This window comes from Yoonia vestfoldensis DSM 16212 (assembly GCF_000382265.1).
In the GTDB taxonomy this organism is placed as follows: Bacteria; Pseudomonadota; Alphaproteobacteria; order Rhodobacterales; family Rhodobacteraceae; genus Yoonia; species Yoonia vestfoldensis.
The window spans coordinates 34,444-59,713 of the sequence record NZ_KB907976.1; the positions used below are offsets into that span (position 1 = coordinate 34,444).

Annotated in this window: 27 protein-coding genes and 1 tRNA gene; 15 read left to right on the plus strand and 13 right to left on the minus strand. The window is 60.7% G+C overall.

Annotated features, from left to right (window positions below; translation table 11 throughout):
• Positions 1-46: 46 nt before the first annotated feature.
• The 4 genes from H147_RS0104840 to H147_RS0104855 all read right to left on the minus strand — a co-directional run bounded on the left by H147_RS0104840 (position 47) and on the right by H147_RS0104855 (position 3,610).
• Positions 47-122: transfer RNA gene (locus H147_RS0104840), tRNA-Thr, on the minus strand.
• Positions 123-166: 44 nt separating this feature from the next.
• Positions 167-1,603, minus strand: a complete 1,437-nt coding sequence (locus tag H147_RS0104845) for a heme biosynthesis protein HemY (RefSeq protein WP_019954222.1) — start codon at positions 1,601-1,603, stop codon at positions 167-169.
• Between the two features lie 11 nt (positions 1,604-1,614).
• Complete coding sequence (locus tag H147_RS0104850; protein WP_019954223.1) at positions 1,615-2,808, minus strand: COG4223 family protein; 1,194 nt, start codon at positions 2,806-2,808, stop codon at positions 1,615-1,617.
• 85 nt (positions 2,809-2,893) lie between these two features.
• Positions 2,894-3,610: a uroporphyrinogen-III synthase gene (locus tag H147_RS0104855; RefSeq protein WP_026352256.1), complete on the minus strand. Its 717-nt coding sequence runs from the start codon at positions 3,608-3,610 to the stop codon at positions 2,894-2,896.
• Positions 3,611-3,679: 69 nt separating this feature from the next.
• On the opposite strand from H147_RS0104855, the gene tsaD reads away from it, so the two are divergent.
• The 4 genes from tsaD to H147_RS0104875 are packed head-to-tail and all read left to right on the plus strand — an operon-like array spanning position 3,680 to position 6,413.
• Positions 3,680-4,762 (plus strand): tRNA (adenosine(37)-N6)-threonylcarbamoyltransferase complex transferase subunit TsaD, encoded by a 1,083-nt coding sequence (tsaD, locus tag H147_RS0104860; RefSeq protein ID WP_019954225.1) that lies wholly within the window; start codon positions 3,680-3,682, stop codon positions 4,760-4,762.
• Positions 4,759-5,721 carry an NAD(P)H-dependent glycerol-3-phosphate dehydrogenase gene (locus H147_RS0104865; RefSeq protein ID WP_019954226.1) on the plus strand — a complete coding sequence of 321 codons (963 nt, stop codon included), beginning with the start codon at positions 4,759-4,761 and terminating at the stop codon, positions 5,719-5,721. The genes tsaD and H147_RS0104865 overlap by 4 nt, the downstream gene beginning before the upstream one ends.
• The gene (locus H147_RS0104870; protein WP_019954227.1) at positions 5,722-5,994 is read left to right on the plus strand and encodes a YciI family protein; all 273 of its coding nucleotides are present in this window, start codon (positions 5,722-5,724) and stop codon (positions 5,992-5,994) included.
• A complete protein-coding gene (locus H147_RS0104875) occupies positions 5,994-6,413 on the plus strand; it encodes an EVE domain-containing protein (protein ID WP_019954228.1) in 420 nt (139 codons plus the stop codon). The genes H147_RS0104870 and H147_RS0104875 overlap by 1 nt, the downstream gene beginning before the upstream one ends.
• A 167-nt stretch (positions 6,414-6,580) precedes the next feature.
• On the opposite strand, the gene H147_RS0104880 is transcribed toward H147_RS0104875, so the two are convergent.
• Complete coding sequence (locus H147_RS0104880) at positions 6,581-6,922, minus strand: DUF2853 family protein (RefSeq protein WP_019954229.1); 342 nt, start codon at positions 6,920-6,922, stop codon at positions 6,581-6,583.
• Between the two features lie 269 nt (positions 6,923-7,191).
• Between H147_RS0104880 and H147_RS0104885 the strand changes: the two genes are divergently transcribed.
• Positions 7,192-7,758, plus strand: a complete 567-nt coding sequence (locus H147_RS0104885) for an outer membrane protein (RefSeq protein ID WP_019954230.1) — start codon at positions 7,192-7,194, stop codon at positions 7,756-7,758.
• 73 nt (positions 7,759-7,831) lie between these two features.
• Here the strand turns inward: H147_RS0104885 and ahcY are convergent, their stop codons facing one another.
• A complete protein-coding gene (gene ahcY / locus H147_RS0104890) occupies positions 7,832-9,220 on the minus strand; it encodes an adenosylhomocysteinase (RefSeq protein WP_019954231.1) in 1,389 nt (462 codons plus the stop codon).
• A gap of 115 nt (positions 9,221-9,335) precedes the next feature.
• Here ahcY and H147_RS0104895 point away from each other — a divergent pair, with 115 nt between their 5' ends.
• The 9 genes from H147_RS0104895 to H147_RS0104935 all read left to right on the plus strand — a co-directional run bounded on the left by H147_RS0104895 (position 9,336) and on the right by H147_RS0104935 (position 16,514).
• The gene (locus H147_RS0104895) at positions 9,336-9,926 is read left to right on the plus strand and encodes an HD domain-containing protein (protein WP_026352257.1); all 591 of its coding nucleotides are present in this window, start codon (positions 9,336-9,338) and stop codon (positions 9,924-9,926) included.
• An 81-nt stretch (positions 9,927-10,007) separates the two neighbouring features.
• The gene (locus tag H147_RS0104900; protein WP_019954233.1) at positions 10,008-11,696 is read left to right on the plus strand and encodes a putative bifunctional diguanylate cyclase/phosphodiesterase; all 1,689 of its coding nucleotides are present in this window, start codon (positions 10,008-10,010) and stop codon (positions 11,694-11,696) included.
• 55 nt (positions 11,697-11,751) lie between these two features.
• Positions 11,752-12,363 (plus strand): ribonuclease D, encoded by a 612-nt coding sequence (locus tag H147_RS0104905; protein ID WP_019954234.1) that lies wholly within the window; start codon positions 11,752-11,754, stop codon positions 12,361-12,363.
• Positions 12,363-13,331, plus strand: a complete 969-nt coding sequence (locus H147_RS0104910) for a KpsF/GutQ family sugar-phosphate isomerase (protein ID WP_019954235.1) — start codon at positions 12,363-12,365, stop codon at positions 13,329-13,331. Before H147_RS0104905 ends, H147_RS0104910 begins: the two co-directional genes overlap by 1 nt.
• Positions 13,332-13,333: 2 nt before the next feature.
• A complete protein-coding gene (lptC, locus tag H147_RS0104915) occupies positions 13,334-13,933 on the plus strand; it encodes an LPS export ABC transporter periplasmic protein LptC (RefSeq protein WP_019954236.1) in 600 nt (199 codons plus the stop codon).
• A gap of 67 nt (positions 13,934-14,000) precedes the next feature.
• On the plus strand, positions 14,001-14,447 hold the full coding sequence (gene lptA, locus H147_RS0104920) for a lipopolysaccharide transport periplasmic protein LptA (protein WP_051108185.1): 447 nt from the start codon (positions 14,001-14,003) through the stop codon (positions 14,445-14,447).
• The gene (gene lptB, locus H147_RS0104925) at positions 14,447-15,208 is read left to right on the plus strand and encodes an LPS export ABC transporter ATP-binding protein (RefSeq protein ID WP_019954238.1); all 762 of its coding nucleotides are present in this window, start codon (positions 14,447-14,449) and stop codon (positions 15,206-15,208) included. The genes lptA and lptB overlap by 1 nt, the downstream gene beginning before the upstream one ends.
• Before the next feature lie 238 nt (positions 15,209-15,446).
• Positions 15,447-16,022: a ribosome hibernation-promoting factor, HPF/YfiA family gene (gene hpf, locus H147_RS0104930; protein ID WP_019954239.1), complete on the plus strand. Its 576-nt coding sequence runs from the start codon at positions 15,447-15,449 to the stop codon at positions 16,020-16,022.
• 27 nt (positions 16,023-16,049) lie between these two features.
• Positions 16,050-16,514: a PTS sugar transporter subunit IIA gene (locus H147_RS0104935; protein ID WP_019954240.1), complete on the plus strand. Its 465-nt coding sequence runs from the start codon at positions 16,050-16,052 to the stop codon at positions 16,512-16,514.
• Here the strand turns inward: H147_RS0104935 and H147_RS0104940 are convergent.
• The 7 genes from H147_RS0104940 to cysQ form a co-directional block, all read right to left on the minus strand.
• Entirely contained in the window at positions 16,511-17,935 is a 1,425-nt protein-coding gene (locus H147_RS0104940) for a sulfotransferase family 2 domain-containing protein (RefSeq protein ID WP_019954241.1), read from the minus strand. The genes H147_RS0104935 and H147_RS0104940 overlap by 4 nt on opposite strands.
• The gene (locus tag H147_RS0104945) at positions 17,932-19,635 is read right to left on the minus strand and encodes a DUF5927 domain-containing protein (protein ID WP_026352258.1); all 1,704 of its coding nucleotides are present in this window, start codon (positions 19,633-19,635) and stop codon (positions 17,932-17,934) included. Before H147_RS0104945 ends, H147_RS0104940 begins: the two co-directional genes overlap by 4 nt.
• Positions 19,632-20,582, minus strand: a complete 951-nt coding sequence (locus H147_RS0104950; protein ID WP_019954243.1) for a glycosyltransferase family 2 protein — start codon at positions 20,580-20,582, stop codon at positions 19,632-19,634. The genes H147_RS0104945 and H147_RS0104950 overlap by 4 nt, the downstream gene beginning before the upstream one ends.
• Before the next feature lie 99 nt (positions 20,583-20,681).
• Positions 20,682-21,701 (minus strand): glycosyltransferase family 2 protein, encoded by a 1,020-nt coding sequence (locus H147_RS0104955; RefSeq protein WP_019954244.1) that lies wholly within the window; start codon positions 21,699-21,701, stop codon positions 20,682-20,684.
• 22 nt (positions 21,702-21,723) lie between these two features.
• Complete coding sequence (gene galU / locus H147_RS0104960; RefSeq protein WP_026352260.1) at positions 21,724-22,617, minus strand: UTP--glucose-1-phosphate uridylyltransferase GalU; 894 nt, start codon at positions 22,615-22,617, stop codon at positions 21,724-21,726.
• 93 nt (positions 22,618-22,710) lie between these two features.
• On the minus strand, positions 22,711-23,511 hold the full coding sequence (locus H147_RS0104965) for a 3-deoxy-manno-octulosonate cytidylyltransferase (protein WP_019954246.1): 801 nt from the start codon (positions 23,509-23,511) through the stop codon (positions 22,711-22,713).
• On the minus strand, positions 23,511-24,308 hold the full coding sequence (cysQ, locus tag H147_RS0104970) for a 3'(2'),5'-bisphosphate nucleotidase CysQ (protein WP_019954247.1): 798 nt from the start codon (positions 24,306-24,308) through the stop codon (positions 23,511-23,513). The genes H147_RS0104965 and cysQ overlap by 1 nt, the downstream gene beginning before the upstream one ends.
• Positions 24,309-24,410: 102 nt before the next feature.
• Here cysQ and H147_RS0104975 point away from each other — a divergent pair, with 102 nt between their 5' ends.
• Positions 24,411-25,232 (plus strand): ABC transporter permease, encoded by an 822-nt coding sequence (locus H147_RS0104975; RefSeq protein ID WP_019954248.1) that lies wholly within the window; start codon positions 24,411-24,413, stop codon positions 25,230-25,232.
• Positions 25,233-25,270 lie beyond the last annotated feature (38 nt).

The window sequence follows — 25,270 nt, forward strand, 5'->3', positions numbered from 1 at the left end:
ATTCGGCAATGCGATCGCATCGCTGCGCCTTTCGGGATAGTCGAAGTGGTGCCGCTGAAGGGACTCGAACCCCCGACCCCATCATTACGAATGACGTGCTCTACCAGCTGAGCTACAGCGGCGTACCGGGGCGGGTGATAGCATCCTGTTCCGGCGCCGAAAAGCGCTATTTTGTGTCGTCGATGATTGTCTCGGCATCGTCGGGCAGGGCGTCTGCCGGCGCGGGTTGCGCACCGACGATCAGCGGCAGCATCTCGGTGCCGGCAGGCATCGAGACTTCACCCGCAGGCGGACGCTTCCAGGACATCGTATCGAACGCGCCGCAATTCTGGCACACCGGACCCCATTGTGGATGGATGTGCTGGCATTTGTCGCAAATCCATTGCGGGCCGCGGGGGGCCGTCAGCGCCCGGGTCAGCCAACCACGCACCACAAAGTCGTCAGCGCCGACACCCCGTTCGATCGCCGCCATCAAGGCCAGACTGCGCGCCGTCGGATCAGTGTCGACCAGATCGGCAATGTCGCGCCTTGCGGATGGAAAATCCTCTGCTGCGATATGCAATTCGGCCATCAACATCTTTGTTTCGGGATGATCGGACGTGGCTTTCGTCAGCGTCTTGAACCGTTTCAGCCGGGCCTCGGGCGTTTCGTCAGGCACGATTTCGGCAAATGCGGTTGCGATATCGGGGTGCGGCTGCGCCGTCCATGTCTTGACAAGGACACGTGACGCGTAACGCGGGCTGCCCTGCGCGATATAGCTGCGCGCGGCCATCACGGCGGCAGGGATCAGGTCGGGCGACAGGCGGTTCGCCTCGATCGCGGCTTCACGCGCCTCGATGGAATTGCCGTCGTCCAGAATGTCGCGCGCCTCTGACAGGGCCAGCACGGCGTCGCGGCGTTTATGCACATCGCGCGGCAAGGTGCCGGATCTCAGCTTGGCGCCCAGCGTCTCGCGCGCGCCTTTCCAATCGGCCTTGTCCGCCTGCAACTGCAACAGCACATCCTGCGTTTCGGGATGTTTCGGCTTCAGGGCAAACGCCTTTTTCGCGAGTTTGAGCGCAAGGTCCGTGTCACCCTCTGCCAGTTTCTGTTTCATGATGCCGCGCACCCCGACAAAGCGGGTGCGGTCATCGGCCAGCAGTTTCTTATAGGTCTCTTCCGCCTTGCGCCGGTCGCCTGTCATTTCGGCAGCCTGCGCCGTCAGAAGGTTGGTCAGCTGCGGCTGGTTCAGATATTTTTCGGCACGCGCGGCTTTGGTCATCGCCAGGTGCCCCTCGCCCGAGGCCAGCGCCATCATGCCTTCGGACAGCGCCTCGTATCCCTTGCGTTCGCGGTTACGGTCGAAATAGCGTGAAATCGCGGTCTCGTCCCCGTTGAGGAAATGATAGGTCGCCACCAGAAACGCCAGCAATCGCAGGCCAAGCCAGACAAGCGCGACAAGCGCCACCAGAAGGAACACCATTTCCAGGGTCGTCAGTCTGAATTCGATGCCCGCGACGGCAATGGTCGCCCCACCATCAACCTCGTACAGCATCGTCGCGCCATAGGTCAGCGCAGTGACGATCAGAATGAAAGCGGTGATTTTAATCAATGACCAGAGCATATGTGTCGCTTTCAATTATCACTCAGGGATGTGGCAAGCCCGTCAATGGCTGCAATGGAATCGGCGCGCGCTTCGGCAAGGGCAAGCCAGTCGGACAATTCCGCGCGTGCCACCTCTGGCAATTGCGCGATTTCAGCCAGCGTGTCGTTCAGCAGGCCGCCCCGCAATGCGGCTTGTGCGCGCGACAGGATCGCGTCGACATCGTCGCCGTCGCGCGGATTGACGGACCGGACCTGAAACTGGTTGCGCAGGAAGGCCCCGACACCGGACACATCCTCGCCCGCCACACCTTCGGCGCGCGCGGTCGTCAGCGCGGCGCGGGCATAATCGGGGAAACTGTCCTGCAAGGCGGCCAGGGTCGGCACGCCGTCCTGCGCGGCCAGCAGGGCATCGGGCGCAGGTTCACCCAGCACCTGTTCCAGATCGCCAAGCGCTGCCCCCAAGGGCGCCCCGCTTTCGATCGCGGTCTGCAATCGCGCCAATGCCGCACGCCCGGCGGCGGCACGGGCCGCAGCGGCGGCGTTTTCTTCAATCGCGGCAGCTTCGGCGCGGGCCGTATCGAGTTCGGTGCGCGCCATATCCGTAAGTTCAGTCAGTTCCGCCCGTAACGCGGCGACTTCGGACTCGAATTCCGCAGTAACAGTGGCGGAAGTACCACCAGCGCCATCTGCAACCGGCCGGTTTTCGAGGGTGGCGATCCGTCCTTCAAGCGCTTCGACAGTCGCAGACAGATCATCTTGCAGGCGGGTGATCTGCGTAGCGAGATCCGCCTGACCGGATTCCAGCGGGGCAAGATCGATATTCGCCTGCCCACCAACCTGTTGTTGCAAGGCGTCGATACGCGCGTTTTGCGCGGCCAGCGTATCCTGAAGGTCCGTCTGGGCGGAAGGCGTGGTCAAGCTGGCGACAGCAAACCCGATGGCCCCGGCGACCACCCCGCCCAGCAGCATCGGCACAAACCCGCTGCCGGAACGCGCGACCGTTGCGGGTTCCGGGGCCGGCGCCGGTGCTTTCACTGCCGCAGACGATGGTTCGGCGGCCGTTTCCGGTTCCGACGGCATCACGGTTCGGGGGTAAACTTCGGGCGGGATCGTGTCGGCGACCGGCGCTGCGGCGCGATGCGATTCGTCGTCCGATGGCTTGCCCGTTGGGATATTTTTCGGTTTGGCGGTGGCTCTGGGCCTTTTGGCAGGTTGTTTGACCATTTAACGCCCTTTTCCATTACCTTGCGCACGCGTGGCGGTTGCAGCCAGACTAGCTGACCTCTCACCCATCCTCAAGCAAGGGTCCCTAGGCCGCCGGTTCGGCCACCGCACTGAGCCGCTTCAGCGTTGCTGCAACCACGGCGTCGGCATCGGGCGTGGCCGCGACGGTCAGGCTTCGGACGCCGATCGCCGCAGCGGCGCTTTGCACGGCCGTGCTCATCACGATCAGATGCACCGGCGCTGAGAACGGGCTCTGGCCTTCGAGAATGGTGGCGGTCCGCGGGGAAAACAAGGGCAATATCACCGGCGCATCACCGCGGAGCGCCTCAAAAGCGTCAGCCGTCAGCGCTTGGGCAATCTGATCATAGGCGATCACGTCGATGCAGGCGATTCCGGCGCTCGTCAGCTTTTCAGACAGCCCGCCACGGGTGTGAAAGCCGTGCAGATGGACAAGTGGGCCAGTTGGACGACGGTTGATGATCTTGTCGGCAAGACGCGCCGCATCGCCGGGCCCTGCGATAGCGTCGAAACCGGCGTCGGCGGCCAGCTGTGCGGTTTTTTCGCCCACGCACCATGCGGGCAGACCGCGCGGCAGGTCTGCAGTCCGTGACGCCGCGACACCATGCGCAGAGGTAAAGACAACCCCTTTGGCCCCCGCCAGATCAGCGTTGATCGGCACAGGAATGATCTGCAAAAGCGGCGACAGGATGATCCGCACGGCCCCTGCCCAGCGCGCCGAAATATCGGCAGCGAAGGCCTCGGCCTGCGGGGCCGGGCGGGTCAGGATCAGCACAGGTGTCATCGGGATCCCATTGTTTGCAGCCTGCCGCGATGTTACCTGCGTTTGACGAACACGCAACAGGATCAATGCATGGCGCGCGCGCTGACCGTTCTTGGCATCGAAAGCAGCTGCGACGATACCGCCGCTGCCGTGGTGCGCGGGCATGACGTGCTGTCCTCGGTCGTCTACGGCCAGACCGCGCTGCACGCCGATTTCGGCGGTGTCGTGCCAGAGGTCGCAGCCCGCGCCCATGCCGAAAAGCTGGATTTCTGCATCGAGGAGGCTTTGGCCGTCGCGGGTCTAGGCCTTGCCGATCTGGACGCCATCTCCGTCACGGCAGGCCCCGGCCTGATCGGCGGGGTGCTGTCCGGTGTCATGTGCGCCAAGGGCTTGGCCGCGGCAACTGGCCTGCCGCTGATCGGCGTCAACCATCTGGCGGGCCATGCCCTGACGCCGCGCCTGACGGACCGCGTCGCCTATCCTTATCTGATGCTGCTGGTGTCGGGTGGGCATTGCCAGTTTCTGATCGTCGCGGGACCGGATGACTACCACCGCCTTGGCGGCACCATCGACGACGCCCCAGGCGAGGCATTCGACAAGACCGCGCGTATCCTTGGGCTGCCGCAGCCTGGTGGGCCTGCGGTTGAAACCGCCGGAGCGGATGGCGATCCGCGCGCGTTCGATCTGCCGCGCCCCTTGCTGAACCAACCGGGCTGCGACATGTCGTTTTCCGGCCTGAAGACCGCGATGCTGCGCGCGCGCGACGGGGTTGTCGCCGCCAAGGGCGGGCTGACGCGGCAGGATCAGGCGGATCTGAGCGCGTCTTTCCAAGCGGCCATCGCCGATGTGCTGGTCGAAAAAACGCGCCGTGCGCTGGCGGTCTATCTGGCGATGAACCCCGCACACCCTTTCTTTGCCATCGCAGGCGGGGTCGCCGCGAACCAGACGATCAGAGGCAAGCTGATGCAGCTTTGCGCCAGATTAGACACTGATTTCGTGGCACCGCCCCTGGCGCTATGCACCGACAATGCCGCGATGATCGCCTATGCGGGGGCGGAATTGCTGGCCCTTGGGCGGCGCGATGATCTGACCTTGTCGGCCCGTCCGCGCTGGCCTTTGGACAAAACAGCCGCCCCGATGCTGGGGTCCGGCAAGAAAGGGGCCAAGGCATGACCATCGGGATCGCAGGCGCCGGGGCTTTTGGAACGGCCTTGGCGGTGGCTTTGACACGCGACGGGCGCGATGTACAGCTTTGGGCGCGGGACGCGGCGGCGGTGACACAGATGCAAGATAGCCGCAAGAACGCCCGATTGCCGGGCGTCCCGCTTCCGGACACTATCGCGATTTCCGCAGCGTTAGAGCCGCTTTTTGCCTGCGACACGCTGCTGTTGGCGATCCCCGCACAGGCGCTGACGACGTTTCTGCAAGCGCATGGCGCGCGGTTGTCGGGCAAGGCGCTGGTCGCCTGCTGCAAAGGCATCGACCTTGGCCGTATGACAGGCCCGGCCAGCACGATCCGCGATCTGGTGCCCGACGCAACGGCCGCGATCCTGACCGGACCCAGCTTTGCCGCCGACATCGCGCGCGGCTTGCCCACGGCGCTGACCATCGCCTGTGCGGATGACGTCACGGGTGCCGCGCTGCAACATCTGCTGTCGACCCCGACCTTGCGACTGTACCGCACGACCGACGTGACCGCCGCGGAACTGGGCGGCGCGTTAAAGAACGTGATGGCCATTGCAGCAGGCGTCACGATCGGCGCGGGGCTTGGTGACAGTGCGCGTGCCGCCCTCATCACGCGGGGGTTCGCGGAAATGCAGCGGCTGGTCACGCAACTGGGCGGACAGGCCGAGACGCTGGGCGGATTGTCCGGCCTTGGTGATCTGGTGCTGACCTGCACATCCGACCAGTCGCGCAATTACCGTTACGGGATGGCGCTGGGGTCTGGGCAGGATTTCGACGCCGGCACCACCGTCGAAGGCGCCGCAACCGCCCGCGCGCTGCGGCAACTGGCGCTTGATCTGGACATCGACCTACCAATATGCACGGTGGTCGCTGACCTTACGACAGGTCGGACCGATGTGAAAACCGCGCTGCACGCCCTGCTGTCGCGCCCTTTGAAAGAAGAATAGATGCGTTTCGCCCTGCTTGCCAAAGACAAACCCGGTGCCCTGCAAACCAGGATGGACAACCGCGACGCGCATCTGGCCTATGTCGCCGAAACCGGCGTCGTCGAAATCGCGGGGCCGATCCTGGATGCGGACGGGCAGATGTGCGGGTCGCTGATCATTCTGGAATTGCCGGATCTTACCGCAGCGCAGGATTGGGCCGCCAACGACCCCTATGCCAAGGCGGGACTGTTTGGGGATGTCACGCTGAGCGCGTGGAAAAAGGTGATCGGCTGATGGCCTATTGGCTGTTCAAATCCGAACCCGATGTCTGGGGCTGGGATCAGCAGACAGCCAAAGGTGCCGTGGGCGAAGAATGGGGCGGCGTGCGCAACTATCAGGCACGCAACAACATGCGTGCGATGAAAAACGGGGATCTGGGGTTCTTTTACCATTCCCGCAGCGGGTTGGAGATTGTCGGCATCGTCGAGGTCTGCGCCGAAAGCCACCCCGACAGTACCACGGATGATCCGCGCTGGGATTGCGTCGACATCCGGGCGGTGCGGCCATTCGGCAAAGCTGTCACGCTGGAACAGATCAAGGCGGACGCGCGGCTGAAAGACATGGTTCTGGTGAACAATTCGCGTCTGTCGGTGCAGCCTGTCACGGATAAAGAATGGAAAATCATCTGTGCCTTGGGCGAAACTCAGCCCTGAGCCACGAAAAAGAGGGCCCGGCATGCGCCGAACCCTCTTTCACCCCGCGTGCTCCCAAGCCACCACACGCAATTGAATATCAGGTCCGGGCCATACTGGCCTGGGCTTGCTATACCATGGCTTGCCAATCGGACCAAACGCGATGCGCTGACTTTTCGAGTCAAATTTTAGCCGTACACGGCCTCTTTGCCGAAATGCTTGGTCAGCATGTAATAGACGACTGCGCGGTACTTGTTGCGTTCCGATTGGCCATAGGTCGTCAGGACAGCATTGATCGCGGTGTCGAGTTCGGGGCTGTCTTTCAAGCCCAGCTTCTTGATCAGGAAATTGTTTTTGACGGTTTCAATCTCTGCGGCCTGAGACCCGGCAACCGTGGACGAATCCGCGTTATAGATCGCAGGACCACAGCCGATCGTGACTTTCGTCAGCAAGGCCATGTCGGGCGTCATGCCGCATTTGTTCTTGAGATCTTCCGCATACTTCGCAATCAAATCGTCTCTTTTACCCATGAGATTGTCCCCCGTGTTTGTTTACTTGTTAAAACGCAATGGCCCACCGCCACGCTGGACGCAGGTTAAGGTGGGCTGTCGCTATCGGTAAAGAAAAAAGCGGCAAGGCGGGGATATTCTACAATCCGTTGCATTCCGTCTGCGGCTCGGTCGAAACAAGTTCCACGGGCGGGGATCACAAAAACGTCATCCCGTGCAACTCGGTTGGCCGCGCCCGCGTGTCTGCTGCCTCGGCGCATGTCGCGCCAGGTGCAACACGAGGATTTAACATGACAGTGAAAAAACTACTGACCGTCGCAGCCGTCGCCCTGACCCCCGCCGCAGCCATGGCACAGGACTGGACCGGCGCTTATGGTGGGATCAGCTTTGGCGGCTCGGACATCGAGGCGACAGTCAAGCCGTTGGACAACACCAAACTGCCCGGCGACGGAAACTCGACAGGTATCTTTGCAGGGTACAACTATCAGGTCGGCGGGATCGTCTATGGTGCGGAATTCGACTTTGATGCAACGAACTATAACGTTTCTGACCTTGTGCTTGTGGAATCGACAGCACGGCTGAAGGCGCGGATTGGCGCGCCCGTCGGCAACGGGCTGATCTATGGTGTCGCGGGTGTCGTCGGGGCGTCGACCAATTCTGTCCTGCCTGACGGGCTGGGCCCGGTCAGCAATTTCGCTGTCGAGGACGGTGTGGGTTATCTTGTCGGTGCGGGCTATGACATGAAGTTCGGCGACAATCTGATTGCCGGTGCAGAGGTTCTGTATCACGAATTCGACGATGACGCGCTGAACGTCGAAGTCACGACCCTGCGTCTGCGCGTGGGCTACACGTTCTGAACCAGCGATTGGCGCAATGCCATCGCGGAAAGCCGCCACCCCACGCGGGCTGGCGGCTTTTTCATGATTGCGCTTAGTAGCGGTAATGTTCCGGCTTGAACGGCCCGTCGACCGTGACGCCGATATAGTCCGCCTGATCCTTGCGCAGTTCGGTCAGCTTCACGCCGATCCGCTTCAGGTGCAGGCGCGCGACCTTTTCATCCAGCGCCTTGGGCAGGATATAAACGCCGGGCTGATAATCTTCACCTTTGGTCCAAAGCTCGATCTGCGCCAGCACCTGATTGGTGAAGGATGCGGACATCACGAAGGACGGGTGACCAGTCGCGTTGCCAAGGTTCAGCAGACGACCTTCGGACAACAGGATCAAGCGGTTGCCGGACGGCATCTCGATCATGTCGACCTGTTCCTTGATGTTCGTCCACTTGTGGTTTTTCAACGCGGCGACCTGAATTTCGTTATCGAAATGGCCAATATTGCCCACAATTGCCATATCCTTCATCTCGCGCATGTGCTCGATGCGAATGACGTCGCGGTTGCCGGTGGTGGTGATAAAGATGTCGGCTGTGTCCAGAACATCCTCCAGCAACACGACCTCGAACCCGTCCATCGCGGCTTGCAACGCGCAGATCGGATCGACCTCGGTCACCTTCACGCGGGCACCGGCCCCTTGCAGCGATGCGGCGGACCCTTTGCCGACATCGCCGTACCCGCAGACCACGGCGACCTTGCCCGCCATCATCGTGTCGGTCGCGCGACGGATACCGTCGACCAGCGATTCCTTGCAGCCGTATTTGTTGTCGAACTTCGACTTGGTGACGCTGTCGTTCACGTTGATCGCGGGGAAGGGCAAGAGCCCCTTCTTGTGCAAATCATACAGGCGATGCACGCCGGTCGTCGTTTCCTCGGACACGCCCTTGATGGCGTCGCGGGTCTTTGTGAACCAGCCGGGGCTTTGCGCCATGCGCTTCTTGATCTGGGCCTTGATCACGACTTCTTCTTCGGATTCAGGGACCGGGATGATTTCCTCGCCCGCTTCGGCGCGCGCACCCAGCAGGACGTAAAGCGTCGCATCGCCACCATCGTCGAGAATCATGTTCGCGCCGTCGGGAAACTGGAAGGATTTATCCAGATAATCCCAATGCTCTTCCAGCGTCTGGCCCTTGATCGCGAACACCGGCGTGCCACCGGCGGCAATCGCCGCAGCGGCGTGATCTTGTGTGGAAAAGATATTGCACGACGCCCAGCGCACATCGGCACCCAGCGCGGTCAGCGTTTCGATCAGCACGGCGGTCTGGATCGTCATGTGCAGCGAACCGACGATCCGCGCACCGGCCAGCGGTTTGGCCGCGCCATATTCCTCGCGCAGCGCCATCAGGCCGGGCATTTCGGTTTCGGCGATGTCCAGTTCCTTGCGGCCATAGGCGGCCAGCGCGATATCCTTGACGATGTAATCCAGCGACATGTGGTTTCTCTTTCAGCAAAAAAGGTTGGCGGTCCATAGCATCGCGACCGGGTTGCCACAATCCAAAGTCGCGTATTATGCAGAACGCTCAACAACCAATTAAGGCGCAGCGGCGATGAAGCAACCAAGAGCATGGCAACGGATGCTGTCGGGGCGCAGGCTGGACCTGCTGGACCCCACGCCAATGGACATCGAGATCGGCGACATCGCGCATGGCCTTGCCTTCGTTGCGCGCTGGAACGGACAGACCAAAGGCGATTTCGCCTATACCGTGGCCGAACATTCGCTGCTGGTGACGGATATCTTTATCCAGCAGAACCCAAAGACGGATGTGCGCTGGCATCTGGCGGCCCTGCTGCATGACGCGCCCGAATATGTGATCGGCGACATGATCAGCCCGGTCAAGGCAGCGGTTGGCCCTGGCTATGGCGCGCTGGATGAACGCCTGACCGCCGCGATCCACCTGCGGTTCGGCCTGCCCGCGCAATTGCCGGTGCAGATCAAGCGCCAGATCAAGAAGGCCGACAAACTGTCCGCATGGCTGGAGGCAGTGCAGATCGCCGGTTTCACCCGCACCGAGGCGGACAGGTTTTTCGGCAAGCAGGATCCGGATTTGCTGACAGCCTTTTCGATCCGCCTCAGACCGCCGATGGAGGTGCGCGACGAGTATACCAACCGTTGCCACGATCTGATGCAGGCGATGTGATCCCGGTCATGTGACCGCGCTAAACGCAAACTTAATCAATCTGGACCAAGTTCACCCGACCAGACCCGCGGGATTCGTCGGATGATCATGTTGCAGCAGCTAACGGACCGCGTGAAAGCGCGCCTGATCCGCGTCAGCCCGGACCGGCTCTGGATGCATTACATCGTTGCGCTGACCATCATTCTTGGTCTGCTGGTGATCATGCACAGCGTCAATCAGCAGATATTCACGCGCAGCGGGCTGGCCGCCACGCCGGACGACATGGCCTATCTGCGGCGGGTGCAATGGGTCATCCTTGGTGCGGCGGTGCTTGTCTTGTTGGCCGAGGCGGCTGTCATCTTTTATCCTGCGCATCTGGCCGTTCAGGCCCATATCCGCGCTTTGCGCGAACAGGCGGCCTGCCTGCTGGACTCCAAAGCCGAACTGGAACGGGCGAACGCCCAGTTGTTGCATTTGACCAACCACGACGTGCTGACCGGATTGCCGAACCGTGGCCACCTGATCGCGGTGATGGCAGATGCAATGGCGCGCAGAAAAACGGCGGAACAGACTTTTCTTTTCATCGGTTTGGACGGTTTCAAGTCGATCAATGATTCCGCCGGACATGATTGCGGCGACGCAGTTCTGATCGCCATCGGTCAGGCGCTGCGCAGTTGTGTCGACGACGACCAGATCGTCGCACGGATCGGCGGCGACGAATTCGTCATCATGACGGATGAACCCGCCGCACAGATGCTGCGCCGGGTGATGGCCGCGCTGGCGGACCCAGTCGACGTACGCGGCAGACGGCTCAAAGTCCGGGCAAGCATCGGCTTTCTGGTCATGGATCACAGCCAGACCGATCCTCTGGCCGTGCTTGCCGATGGGGCCATGGCCTTGCAGATTGCCAAGAACGACGGTGGCAACCGGGCGCAACAATTCACACCGGCGCTGCGCGAAAATGCCGGGCAGATACAACGGCTCCAGATGGAAGTGCACGATGCGATCCACAATGGCGAACTCGAGCCTTGGTTTCAGCCGCAGATACGTTTGATCGACGGGGCGCTGCATGGCGTCGAAGTACTGGCAAGATGGCGTCATCCCACACGCGGGCTGTTGAACCCCGACCGGTTTTTTCCCGCCGTCGAAAGGGCCGGTATGATTGTCGAGATGGATCACGCCATATGGCAGGCCGCCATGGCGCACGCGATGCACTGGCAGACGGCGGGTCTTTGGCATCCGGTCCTGTCGCTTAACGCCGCGCCGGAAACGATTGCCGATCCATATCTGATCGAACGCTTTCTTCTGGGGCTGCGCAATTCGGGGCTGAGCCCGGATCAGGTGATCGTCGAGGTTCTGGAAACCACGTTGATCGACGGCGCAGGCGATATGGCTGCGATCAATATCGACAGCCTGTCGGAATGCGGAATCGCGCTGGAGCTTGATGATTTCGGCACCGGCTATGCATCGCTGTGCAGGCTGACGCAATTGCCGCTGTCCGGGATCAAGCTGGACAAGTCGCTGGTTGCGCCCTTGCCGGATCAGGGTGCCGACAGTGTCGTGCGCGCCATCCTGGCGCTGACGGCCGAACTGGGGCTGCATGTCGTGGCGGAGGGCATCGAAGAGACTGGCCAGGCGCAGCACCTGCTGGACCGGGGCTGTGCGGTGGGGCAGGGCTACGGCTTTGCGCGGCCCATGCCCCCCAAGGAGTTCGAGAGATGGCTTTTCCTGCATGCCAAAAGCCCGGTCCGGATCATCGACGAAGGGCTGGCTTTCGCCAACGAAGCTTGAGCATTGCTGACTTACCTCGTATCTGGAACGACGAAACCCGCTGATTGGAAGACAGATGGCGAACTTTCTTTACCACAACGATCTGCCGGACGGGCTGGATCTTGGGCCGGTCGTGGCCATCGATTGCGAAACGATGGGGCTGAACCCGCATCGTGACCGGCTGTGCCTGATCCAGATGTCCGGCGGCGACGGCGATTGCCATCTCGTGCAGGTCAGCAAGGGACAAGCAGGTGCCCCGAACCTTTGCGCGATGCTCACCAATCCCGATGTTCTCAAACTGTTTCATTTCGGCCGGTTCGACATTGCGGCGCTCTTGAACGCTTTCGGTGTGGTCACAGCCCCCGTTTATTGCACGAAAATCGCGTCCAAGCTGGTGCGCACCTACACCGACCGTCACGGGCTCAAGGTTCTGTTACAGGACATGTTGGGCATCGACATTTCCAAACACCAACAGCAAAGCGACTGGGGCGCACCCAAGCTGACCGCGGCCCAACTGGATTACGCCGCATCGGACGTTTTGTATCTGCATCAACTCAAGGCCGCCTTTGATCTGCTGCTGGCGCGTGAAGACCGCACAGCGCTGGCGCAGGCTTGTTTCGATTTTCTTCCCACGCGTGCGGCACTTGATCTGAACGGCTGGCCCGAAACCGACGTGTTTGCGCATTGATGGCTGATCCTGTTCCCTTTCTCGCCACCGCCCGGCGCGTGATCCTGCAAGAGGCGGACGCGCTGCGGGACTTGTCCGCCAGCCTCGATGATGCCTTTGCCGACGCCGTCGCGCTTTTGCTGAATGCCAAGGGCCGCGTGATCGTATCCGGCATGGGCAAATCCGGCCATATCGCGCGCAAGATCGCCGCGACATTCGCCAGCACCGGCACACCTGCGCATTTCGTGCACCCGGCCGAGGCGAGCCATGGTGATCTGGGCATGATGACGCGCGGCGATGTCGTGCTCGTCCTTTCGAATTCCGGCGAAACACCCGAACTGGCGGATCTTGTCGCCTATACCCGCCGCTTTGGCATCCCGATGATCGGCGTGGCCAGTCGCGCCGAAAGCACCCTCATCCAGCAGGCTGACGTCGGGATCATCATTCCCCAGCTGGGAGAGGCGTGCGGCACGGGGATCGTGCCGACGATCTCGACGACGATGACATTGGCGCTGGGCGATGCGCTGGCGATCGCGCTGATGGAACACCGCGCCTTTACGCCTGAAAACTTCCGCGACTTCCACCCCGGCGGCAAGCTGGGTGCGCAATTGTCCAAGGTCGCGGACCTGATGCACCGCGACAGCGCAATCCCGCTGGTACATGTCGATACCCCGATGTCAGAGGTGTTGCTGGTGATCAGCCAGAAAGGGTTCGGCGTCGCGGCCGTGCTTGGATCGGATGACACGCTTGTCGGCATCGTCACAGACGGCGACCTGCGCCGCCATATGAAAGGCCTGCTTGATCACACCGCAGGCGAAGTGATGACATCCGATCCGACAACGGTGTCGCCGCAGGCCCTTGCCGAAGAAGCCGTCAATCTCATGAACAACCGCAAGATCACCTGCCTTTTTGCGCTGGATCCCGCCAATCCCGGACAGGTCGCCGGTGTTTTGCATATCCACGACTGCCTGCGCGCTGGTATCGTATAGGCATGAGTGCCAACGATAATCTGTATTCACAATGGGTCGGTTGGGCCAAGATCCTGCTGCCGCTGTTTGGGCTCGCTCTTTTGTCCACGTTGTTTCTGTTCGCGCGCAGCCCAAGTGACGGAACCGACATTCCGATGGCGCAGGTGGTCGAGCTGGCGCGCGATCAACAATTGACCGCACCGGAATTTTCCGGCGTCACCGATACCGGCGCCGTTCTCGTGATTTCCGCGCGCAGCGCGCGGCCACTGCCCGACCGTCTCGACACCGCCGGGATCGAAGATCTTCGCCTGCGGATGGACAACCCCGGTGGCAGCACCCTCGTGGTCACGGGCGTGACCGGCGAAATCGACGGGCGGTCGCGGACGGCCCTGTTTTCCGGGCTGGTGCGGCTCCAGACCTCGACCGGGTATACGATGGAAACGAATGGCCTGACCGTCACGCTGGACACCGGCATGGTCGTGTCGGATGGATCGCTTGAAATCCGCGCCCCGCTGGGAAATCTGACCGCAGGGCAGGTGACATTCCAGGTAGATGACAGCAATACTCGCCATCAGATGCTGTTCACTGACGGGGTGCGGCTGATATACATGCCCCAAGGCTAGGCGACCTGCCGCAAAAGGATACGATCACGTGTTTCGATTTCTTGCCCTCTGCACGGTGTTTCTGGCGATGATCGGCGGTGCCGCCAGCGCACAGACCAATATCAATCTGGGCGGCATCGCGGTCGATACCGCCGCCGCGATCGAGGTGACGTCGGATTCGCTGTCAGTCGATCAGGAAACCGGGATCGCCGTTTTCGAAGGCGACGTTCTGATCGCCCAGGGTGACCTCCGCCTTGCTGCGGCAAGGGTGCAGGTGATCTACGGCACCGACACGAGCCAGATCGCACGGCTGATCGCCACGGGCGACGTGACGTTCGTGACCGCCGAGGAAGCAGCAGAAGCGGAAACCGCTGATTACGACATCACCACCGGCCTGCTGACGCTGACGGGAGATGTGTTGCTGACGCAGGGGGCCAGCGCGATTTCCGCTGAAAGCATGGTGGTGAACGTCACCGACGGCACCGCCACGATGCAGGGGCGCGTGCGGACAGTGCTGCAACAAGGCGGAAATTGATGGCCCCGCCACCCACCCTCACGATCCAGCCGGGCGATGTCGGCTTGCAGATCATCAGCCTGCGCAAAAGCTATCGCAAACGCCCGGTGATCCGCGATGTCAGCATCACCTTGGGCCGGGGCGAGGTGGTGGCCCTTCTTGGGCCGAACGGGTCTGGAAAGACGACCTGTTTTTATGCAATCGCCGGCCTTGTGACCCCCGAAGGCGGCAAGGTCATCATCGACGGGCGCGATGTCACCACCCTGCCGATGTATCGCCGCGCACAGCTTGGCATCGGCTATCTGCCACAGGAAATGTCGATTTTCCGCGGTATGTCGGTCGAAGACAACATCATGTCGATCCTCGAAATCGCGCTGAAGGACCGACACCAACGCCGCGAACGCCTGGAAGAATTGCTATCCGAGTTTTCGATCGAACACCTGCGCCGCGCATCCGCCATGGCCTTGTCAGGCGGTGAACGACGGCGGGTGGAAATAGCCCGCTGCCTTGCGGCCGGGCCGAAATACGTTCTTCTTGACGAACCTTTCGCAGGGGTCGATCCGATTGCCGTGGCTGAAATCCGGCACCTTGTCGCTGATCTCAAGAATCGTGGGATCGGCGTTCTGATCACGGATCACAACGTACAGGAAACGCTCCAGATCGTGGACCGCGCCTATATCTTGCATGACGGCAAGGTCCTGATGAGCGGGACAACACAAGAGGTGGTGCAGGACGAAAACGTCCGGCGGGTCTATCTGGGAAACAACTTTCGGGTGAATTGATTCTTTTGGCACGGCACTGACAGGATCATTGACAAGCCGTCCGGTTTTGCCGCCAAATATAAGGGATGACTGGCCTTTGTTCATTCCCCGCAGACGTGCTGACACAGCGGTCAGCCTGCTGGAAAAAACTTTTTGCGCGCAAACGGTTAACATCACTCACTGACACAGCGCGATCCGCTCACTGCGCCATCCGGCAGCCCTGCTGGACGGCATGCGAGCCCAGACCCTAGGAGAAACGATGCGGTATCAAATCAGCGGAAAACAGATCGATATTGGCGAGGCCCTTCAGACGCATGTCCGCACCGAAATGGACGCCATCCTGAGCAAATACGCCGGTCGGCCCACCGAAGCCTATGTCGTTTTCTCCAAGTCGGGCCATGAATTTGTCTGCGAAGCGGTCGTGCATCTGTCCACTGGACTGACCGCGCAGGCGACAGGCAAAGCCAATGAAATTTATGCTGCTTTTGACAGCAGCGGCGAGAAAATGGACAAGCAATTGCGCCGTTACAAACGCCGTTTGAAGGACCATCATGCAGGCCGTTCAACGCCGGTTGAACTTTCGGATGCCGGGTCCTATATCCTCGCACCAAGTGACGAGTCTGAAGAAAGCGCGAACGATACCGTCAACGCGATGATCATCGCTGAGATGGAAACCAAAATCCCGTCCTTGTCGGTGGGAGAGGCGGTGATGCAGATGGAAATCGCGAATGCGCCCGTGCTGGTTTTCAGAAACGAGAAACATAGCGGCGTGAACGTCGTCTACCGAAGAGACGATGGCAACATCGGATGGATCGACCCGCGCGCTGCCGGTTGATCTGAGGCAGAACAAGAAAGACGCAATATGCAACTCAGCCAGATCTTGCAGTCGAACGCCGTCAAGACGATTGCATCCTGCACCAGCAAGAAGCGGCTTTTTCACGATATCGGCGAGATGGCGGAAACCTGTTACGGGTTGAAACCATCCGCCGTCATCGACGCGCTGATCGAACGCGAAAACCTTGGCCCCACGGGTGTCGGGCATGGCGTGGCCTTGCCGCATGCGCGGCTGGCCGGGGTGGATGAGGTCAAGGGGCTTTTCCTGCGGCTTGAAAAACCGCTCAACTTCGATGCCGTGGACCGGCAGCCAGTCGATCTTGTTTTTGCGCTGATCGCGCCCGAAAGCGCCGGCGTGGAACATCTCAAGGCGCTGGCGCTGGTGTCGCGCACGTTCCGCAATGCGTCCGTCTGCGCGAAATTGCGTGCCAACAGTGATCCCGTGACCTTGTTCACGATCCTGACGGCAGTGGAATCCACGCAAGCTGCCTAGCGCCAGTTACCGAAACCGAAACTTTCATAGTCACGCGCATAGGCGTCGCGCGCCACCGCCTCGATCGTCGTGTCGTAGATCGCGGAGAGCCAGTCGGTATGCCGGTGCGGAACGGGCTGAGGCGCGGGCGCATCCGGCCTGCCAACCTGTGCTGCCAATATCGGTAGGTCGCGTCCCAGATGTTCTTCGCGCAGGATCACGTCAGGGAGGTTGAATTGCGCCATCCCCTGCAACAGGGTCAACTGGCTTGCCCAGGCGGCATCGACGCGAATGCTAGTCTGACCAGCAAGGTTGTTGCGCAGAAAATGCAGAAATGCGGTAAAACCCGCGCGATGCGCTTCGACACCATAATCGCCCGGATCGTCAAGATCAGGGGCCACGGCGGGAACAGGCAGTTTGTGTATCTTGCGCAGCGATTCGCGCAGGCGCGGGAAATGGCCGGGTCCCTTGGTCAAAATCCGATCGCAATACGCGACATGCGCACGCGCCACAGGATGCCGCAGGACTGTGAAACGCCGAAAGGGCGCATGATCTTCCTGCCATTGGCGTAGTGTCTTCTGCGAAAAATCCCTGATGGGCGGCGCATCGTCCAATGCGGCAAGCCAGTCCGCCACATCTGCCTCTGGCCCCGAGCGCAAGGGCATGTGGATCAGCCCGGTCCGCGCCGCCGCAACATAGGTCGGAATCGCGGGGCCCTTGCGCGGTTCAAAATTGGGCGTGCGTCCAAGATCCAGCAGGTCAAGGTTGCGCAGGGCGTTTTCCATCTCCACGGCGTTGCTGACTTTGTCCGCGAAAAGCGCGGGGTTTTGCCTTTTCAGCTTTTTGTCGAGATTGGCCAACCGCGCGGATGACCCCAGAAATGCCGCCAGTCCATTCAGAACCTCGATATCCTGCAGATCGTCATAGCCGACAAAGAACGCCGTTTGTCCGGTGGTCTGCAAGCGATGCAGCAGCAACCTCTGGAAATCCTGCATCGCCCGCAGATGCGCGGCGAATTCGTCCGGGTCAAAGGCAATCTGCTGCGTCTTGGCATGCGTGGCATTGGTCAGTTTCCACTGCCCGGTCGCATGGGCGATCTTGAGGCTGACATAGGCATCCAGCGGATTGCGGGTCAGGATGACCTTGGCGCAGCGCGGATCGGCAAGACAGATGTCCAGTGCCCGCGGATCATGGTTATGAAAAAAACGAAAGCCGCAGAGACCTTCCGCCGCCTTGATTGCGTCGATCAGGGCTTGGGGGTCGTTTTCCCGATCCTGCAGGGACATTCCGAAAAGGGGCTCGCGCTTTGGATAACCGACGAACGCGGGGTTGAATGCCTCTCCGAAACAGGACACGCCGTCGAGCGCCTCAAGGTTCGATTCCAGAAAATTCGACCCGGTCCGCATATCCGCCAGAATGATGAAATAATCGAACCGGGTCATTTCTTTGCGATCACATAAGGTTTGCGCGGACGGGGTCGGCTGGTCTGCATCGCGTCTCCGGCGGCAAATTCGCCGGCAAGATAGGGGTGCATCCCTTGATTCTTGAGATCCTGAAGGAATTGCGCAAATCCATCCAGATCGACCATGGCAGGCGGTTTTTTCAGGGTCGCGGCGCGATGCCCGACCATGTCATCCATGATGCCCTGCAAGACGTCAATCGGCGATTCCAGAAATTCCGCCAGCGTCATGATGTGCCGCCGTGACCGCGCCTCTGGCGACCGCAAAGCGTTGAGAAAGCGGTTTTCGACCTGTTGCAGGCGCGCGGCCTCTGACCTGACGTCGCTGGCGGACCGGCCCGATCGGAAAAGCGACACCGCCCATGCGCCCGTCACGACCCAGACGCTCGCTTGCGTGTCCTTGGTCAGCATCCACTTTATCGGCTGATTGTCGGACGGTCCGAACTGAAAACATTGATGCTGGTCGCGGGCGTTCCAGATCAGGTTGGTCAGAAACATCTTGGCATTGTAGTCACGCAGACGGGCGTTATCCGACAGCCCCCCCTGATACGTCGTTCCACCGCCCGCAAAATAGACCCTGTCAGGGGCGAACAGGTGGCCATGGGCGATCACCCGGGTCTGCGCCGTCAACCAATCTGCCAAATCGGGAATGATATCGTCGAACCCCTGCAAGACGGAATACGGCATAGCGGTGAACCCGTTTTCGCGGTCCATGAAGGGAAATCGGCTTTGCATGTAAAGACCACGCCGACCGTTGGTACGACGATCCACCGCTTGTGCGAAGATGCGGTCGATTGTGCCTGTATGCGGCTCTGGCTGCGCCTGATCTTCAACAGGGGGGCGGGGAAACCTCGCATAAAGCCCGTCCGCCCGTGGCCAGACCTTGCGCGCGACAAAGCAGGCGGACCGCGCCAGAAGCTCTGCATGATCGTCATAGAAAATATGCGGTTTGCCCTGAAAATCGAATTTGGCCAGCGTCAGCGACCGGCTTTCGATATGCCGCGCGTGCAGGCGAACAAGTGTCTGATAATAGCATTCGTCGGGTATCCAGACCTGCCGAAAGTACCTGTCGAATTCAACACGGCGCGGGTCATCGAGGATCGCTGTCAGCGTTCTGCGCGTCAGGCACCACCATTGCGACCCCAAATGCGGCACGATCCCCTTGGGCAGCCGACGCCGGAGACGCAGCGTCTGCTGCAGCAGCACAAAGACATCGAACAAACGACGCTGACGCTTCCATGAAAACGGAAACCGCAGTGTGAATCGTTCGCTGTCCAGCCCGCCGATTGTCCACTGTACATCCCCGGTGGTGACGCTTTCGATAAAGTCGGTGTCCGGCCTTGCATCAAGATAGGCCTGTAATTCAGCGACCGGACGCAGCGGCAGGCATGCCCCAGAGGCGAGATAGACATGACGGATATCGGGAAACTGGGCCAGCAGTTGCCGGGACGCCGCCTGCGATGCGGCAATCAGACCCCACATCCCCCATTCCCCACGAAACCGGGGGCTGAAGCTGACAGTCGCAAGATCGGCGACCGCCGCGACAAAGGCATCGTATGTGGCCTGCCCCACGTTCCTGTCGACATGCACGACCACCGGACAGCCCGCATCAGACCAATGCCGGATCATCTGTTCGGCACGGTCAAACGCCGTATGCACCAGCATGACCACTCCCAGTGTCATGCCCAGTTCCCCTTGGACATCAGCCCCAGACCTTCGAGCTGGCGCCAGTTGACGTAGCGCTCGCTCCATTCGCACCAGAAATCGGGGTCGGCACCGTGACGCGCCTCGTAGGATTTGTATTCTCGCCCGCTGGCATAATGCTCTGCGCGGGCGGCCTCTTGTGACGCGCGGGCGCTGAAGGTGTCGATGAATTTGGCATGCAGCAAGACGCCAGAGGTTTTTTCGCCACCATTCTGATCGTAGACAAGGTTCAGACCGCGCGGCAACATCATGTGTGTTGAACTGACATAGGCATAGGCGCGCTGCCATTTCACAAAGGGGATCTTGTTCAAGGCCGGTGCCTGACGCGGTTTGTTGGCAAAAAACATGCGGGCACGCGGACCGCCCTGAATCCACAGGTTCCGCAACAGCCCGTTGCGGTTGATGACATAATTGCCGGTGTCGAACCATGCTGCGATCTTGAACGGATCATCGCCACGCAGATATGGCTGCGCGCTGACCGGACCTTTGGGGTACATATCCAGCAGCAATGCCCCGAACGACCGAACCTGCGACGCATCAAGCCAATCCGCCAGCGCCCGGATCGGACGGGTGTCGCAGAACGGGTAGACAAAGAATTCGTCGACATCGACCGTCAGGGCCCAATGATCATGAGCATACGTGTCTTGCAGATAGGTCAGCCAATCGACCCCGTATCGCGATGCGCCATAGCCCGCCTTGGTGTGCCACAAAGACACATCGGGCTGTCCGGCCGCAAAGTCCTGCCCGCCGTCATCACTGTCGTTGTCGACCATCAGGAAATGGTCAACGCCCAGATCGCGATAATATTGCAGGAAATAGGGCAGCCGCTGGTCTTCGTTGCGAAAGGTGCAGAACAAAAGCACATCGTCTTGTCGGATTTTGCCGGTGCGATTCTGAACCGCCCGCAGTTCGCGCGCCTTCAACATGGCCCGCAGCTTCCATCGTTTGCGGTACAAACGCAGCCGGTATGATGTCAGAAATCCCAATCGGGTGATGCCTTTGGCTACTTTTCAAACAGGGTCATATCAATCCCAGTCACCTTTGGACATGAGGCCAAGCGCCGTCAACTGCTCCCATCCGTCATAGTGGCGGGATTGCGGGCACCAAAGGTCCGGTCCCTGCGCCAGATGCTGATGGTACGTCGTGTAAAGGTCGCTGTTCTCGAAATGCTGGCGGCGGGTCAGTTCCTCTTGGGATTTGGGCATGATGTCGGGCAAGAATTTCGTGTGCAGCAACACGCCCGTAACCCGCCTGTCCTGCACGCGGTCGAAAACATGGTTCAACCTGCGCGGCAGCATCTGGTGGGTCGAGCTGACATAGACATGCCGCCAATGCCAGCGCACCAGCGGCACCTTGCTCAGCGTGGGGGCGCGTTCCGGCCTTGCGGCGAAAAACACACGGTCGCGCACGCCACCCTGTATCCAGAGGTTCTGATAGATGGGGTGAGTTTTCTCTCGGTAGTTGTCAGCGTCGAACCATGCCAGCGTTTCCAAAAGATCAGCCGCCGGATCGTGCAGCACATCCGCGATGGGCCCCTTCGGATACATCTCCAGCATGATCGCGCCAAAAGATGTGATCCCGCGCGCGTCCAGATGGCGCGTCAGGTCGCCCAGATCACGGCTGTCGGCATGGGGAAATGTCAGCAGTTCATCGGCATCGACCGTCAGGCACCAGTGCCGGTGGCCGTATTGCCATTGCAGCCAGCCCAGCCAATCCATCCCGAACCGCGCCAGCCGGTAGCTGTGCTGCGTCGACCAAAGGGACACGTCGGACTGGGCCGCCAGATAGGCGGCGGTGCCGTCGTCGCTGTGGTTGTCGACGATCAGGAAATGCCCGACCCCCAGTTTGCGGTAATGCTGCAGGAAATGCGGCAGGCGCGCCATTTCGTTGCGAACGGTCGCAAAGCACAGGATGGTATCGGGTCGGATCGCCGCCGTCCTGTCCTGCAACGGCGCGATCTGCCGCCGCTTGCGCCAGATGCGGAACAGAAACCGGCGCCGTTTCCAGCGCATCCGGTATGCCATCCACAAATCGCCAAGCGGCATGAAGGTGATCCTGCGCCGCCGGTTATTGGGCCGCGTTGCGGCTGGCCTGCATATCGGCAAGGAAAGCAGACAATTCGTCGCGCAGGTCGCTGCGCGCCAGCGCAAAGGCAACGGTTGCCTGCAAAAAGCCTGCTTTAGACCCGCAATCGAAACGCTGCCCGTCGAATCGGTAGCCGAACACATCGCGGCCCGCGCTGATTTCCTTTGCGATCGCATCGGTCAGCTGGATTTCCCCGCCCGCGCCACGGTCGACGCTGTCCAGGCTTTGCATCACATCGGGTGTCAAGATGTAGCGCCCGATCACCGCAAGGTTGGACGGAGCCGTCCCTTGGGCGGGTTTTTCCACCATGCCCTTGACCTGCACGATCTGGCCCTTCTGGCTGGCGATATCCAGCACGCCGTAAGACGACGTTTTCGCGGGCGGCACTTCCATCGTGGCGACCATCGACCCGCCGGTTTCCTGATACGCCTCGACCATCTGCTGCAGGCAGGGCTTGTCGGCGGCGATCACATCATCAGGCAGGATCACGGCGAAGGGTTCATCGCCGATCAGCTTGCTGGCGCAGGACACGGCATGGCCCAGCCCCAGCGGTTTGTGCTGGCGGATATAGGCGATGGCACCGCTTTCCATGTAGGTATTGCGCAGGATTTGCAGCAACTCATCCTTGCCGCCATCGCGCAGGGCGTTTTCCAGATCGGGCGCATGGTCGAAATAATCCTCAAGCGCGGATTTCCCCCGCGAGGTGACAAAGATGAAATCCTCGATCCCCGCGGCGCGGGCCTCGTCGATGGCGTATTGGATCAACGGCTGATCCACCAAAGTCATGATTTCCTTGGGAACCGATTTCGTCGCGGGCAGGAACCTTGTGCCCAGCCCTGCGACCGGAAAAATGGCTTTGGTAACTCTACGTTTCATCTTGGTGCCTTTGCTGACCCGCGAACGGGCCGAAGTTACCCCGTTTTCGGGGCTATAATAAGTCGAAATTGCAACAATCGAGTGCCTTTCCCCTCAGGGACGGGCCATTTGGCGCAACATTGTTTCTATTCGAACAACGTCTTCAGGGTTGTTGAGTTCCCAGAATTCGCGCCCTTTCGCCGCAACCTCGACGCAGAGCATCGACACACCGCGTTCAAGAAAACGCAGTTGTTCCAGCCCTTCCAGCTGTTCCAGCGGGCCTTGTGGCCAGCGGGCATAGTCGCGCAAAGCGTCCGGCCGATAAGCGTAAACACCCACATGGTGAAAAACGGGTGTTTGATCGGTTGGCGCATAGCTGCGGCCGGTGAACGGGATCACCTCTTTCGAGAAATAAAGCGCGTTGTGATCCGCACCGAACACGGCCGTGGTGCCACCGACGCGCCCCTCGCGCCGGTCCTGTAGCAGAGCAGTCAGCATCTGCCCTTCGGTGCGCAGGACAGGCGTGGCCACATCGGCCTGTGGATTGGCGCGCAGGCCCGCGACCAGATCGCTGATGAACCAGGCGGGTGTCAGGGGCGCGTCGCCTTGCAGGTTAACGACAATGTCATAGCCGCCGCCCAGGGTTTCCACCGCTTCGGCGCAGCGTTCGGTGCCATTGGCGCAGGTTGCAGCGGTCATCACGACCTCTGCCCCGAAACCGCGCGCGGCATCGGCGATCCGGTCATCGTCGGTGGCGACGACCACGCGGTCGATACCATCCACCGCCATTGCCGCATCCCATGACCGGCGGATCAGCGTCTTGGCGACACCGGTCGCACCGGTCAGCGCGACCAGCGGCTTGCCGGGGTAACGTGTCGAGGCATAGCGCGCAGGAATGACGATCAGGACGGGCATCAGGCAGTTTCCAGTTTCACGCCGGGGGCTGCGGCGATGAAGAACGGGTTATCAAAACCCGGTTTCCCATAGGTTAATGGCTGATGGTCGTCAAAGCGCACGACGAACCCGCCTGCACCCGACAGCACGGCATGACCCGCAGCCGTGTCCCATTCCATCGTGCGGCCAAGGCGGGGGTAAAGATCGGCCTCGCCCGTGGCGACAAGGCAGAATTTCAGCGACGATCCCGCGCTGGTCATGTCGCGGACCCGATATTTGCCGATGTAATCATCCGTCGCCTGATCGCGGTGCGATTTCGACGCGACCACCATCAGCGCGGAATTGTCCGGTTTAGACACTGAAATCGGGCGCAGCTCCCCTGCGGAGTCCTTGGCAAAGGCCCCCGTCTCCTCGACCGATCGGCCAGAGGCGTCGGTATAGAACAAGCGGTCGCGCGCGGGGGCATAGACAATGCCACGCAAGGGCACGCCGTCCACGACATAGGCGATATTGACAGTGAAATCGCCACGCCGCTGGACGAATTCCTTGGTGCCGTCCAACGGATCGACGATGAAGAACGTGCTTGCCTGTTCGGCATGGGTCGCGGCCTGTTCTTCCGTCACCAGAGCGACATCCGGAAAGGCGGCACGCAAAGCGCCGCTGATGATCGCATCGGCAGCCTCGTCAGCGGCGGTCACAGGGCTGTCATCGCTTTTGGCGCGCACGTCGAAATCATCGGCGGCATAGACCTGCATGATCGCATCGCCCGCCTCCAGCGCTGCGCGGCGCATCACGGTGATCAGCAGTTCAAAATCCATTGTCAGGCCTCTTGTTGAATTGGGAACATCACTGCCTTATGGTTCCACGTTAGGCAATGGGCTGTCTTGCGACAGTTTGCTGATCCTTTGTGAAAGTCCCGCATGTTTCGCGCCCCCGATACAAAGTCAAACACCCGCACCATCTTTGCCATGGCAGAGGTGACGTATCATTCGATCGTGCGCAATCTGCGGTCGAGCCACCGGAATGCAGTCGTAGGGATGGTGCTGACCACCCTGCAAAGCCTTGTCATGGTAGGGGTTTTCTTGCTTATGTTCACGCTGCTTGGCGTGCGTACCGCGCCGATCAGGGGCGATTTTCTGCTGTTCATCATGTCGGGCATCTTTATGTACATGACCCACATCAAGACCGTCGCAGCGGTCGCAGGCGGGGGCAATCCGCTTGGTCCGATGATGTTGCACACGCCCATGAATACGCTGATCTCCATCGTCGCCTCGGCCTTGTCGACGCTGTATCAGCAGATCTTCGCGATGACGGTGATCCTGTCGTTTTATCATATCGTGATCACGCCCATTTCGATCCATGAACCGATCGGCGCCTTGGGTATGCTGCTCCTGGCTTGGTTCTTTGGCATTGCGGTGGGCATGGTGTTTCTGGCGCTGAACCCGTGGATTCCCGATTTCGCCGGGCTTTTGCGGAACCTTTACATCCGGATGAACATGATCGCTTCGGGCAAGATGTTCGTCGTGAATACGCTGCCTGCGACCACTGTCGCGCTGTTCGACTGGAACCCGTTGTTTCACATCATCGACCAGTCGCGCGGCCATGTGTTTCTGCATTACAATCCGCATGTGACATCCGTCACATATCCGATCTATGTGTCGCTGGCGCTGATCATGATCGGGCTGATGGGCGAATTCTACACCCGCAAAAGCGTGTCGATCAGCTGGTTCGCCGCACGCTAGGATGATGGCCGACATGCCCCGGACGCGGGGCATGTCGA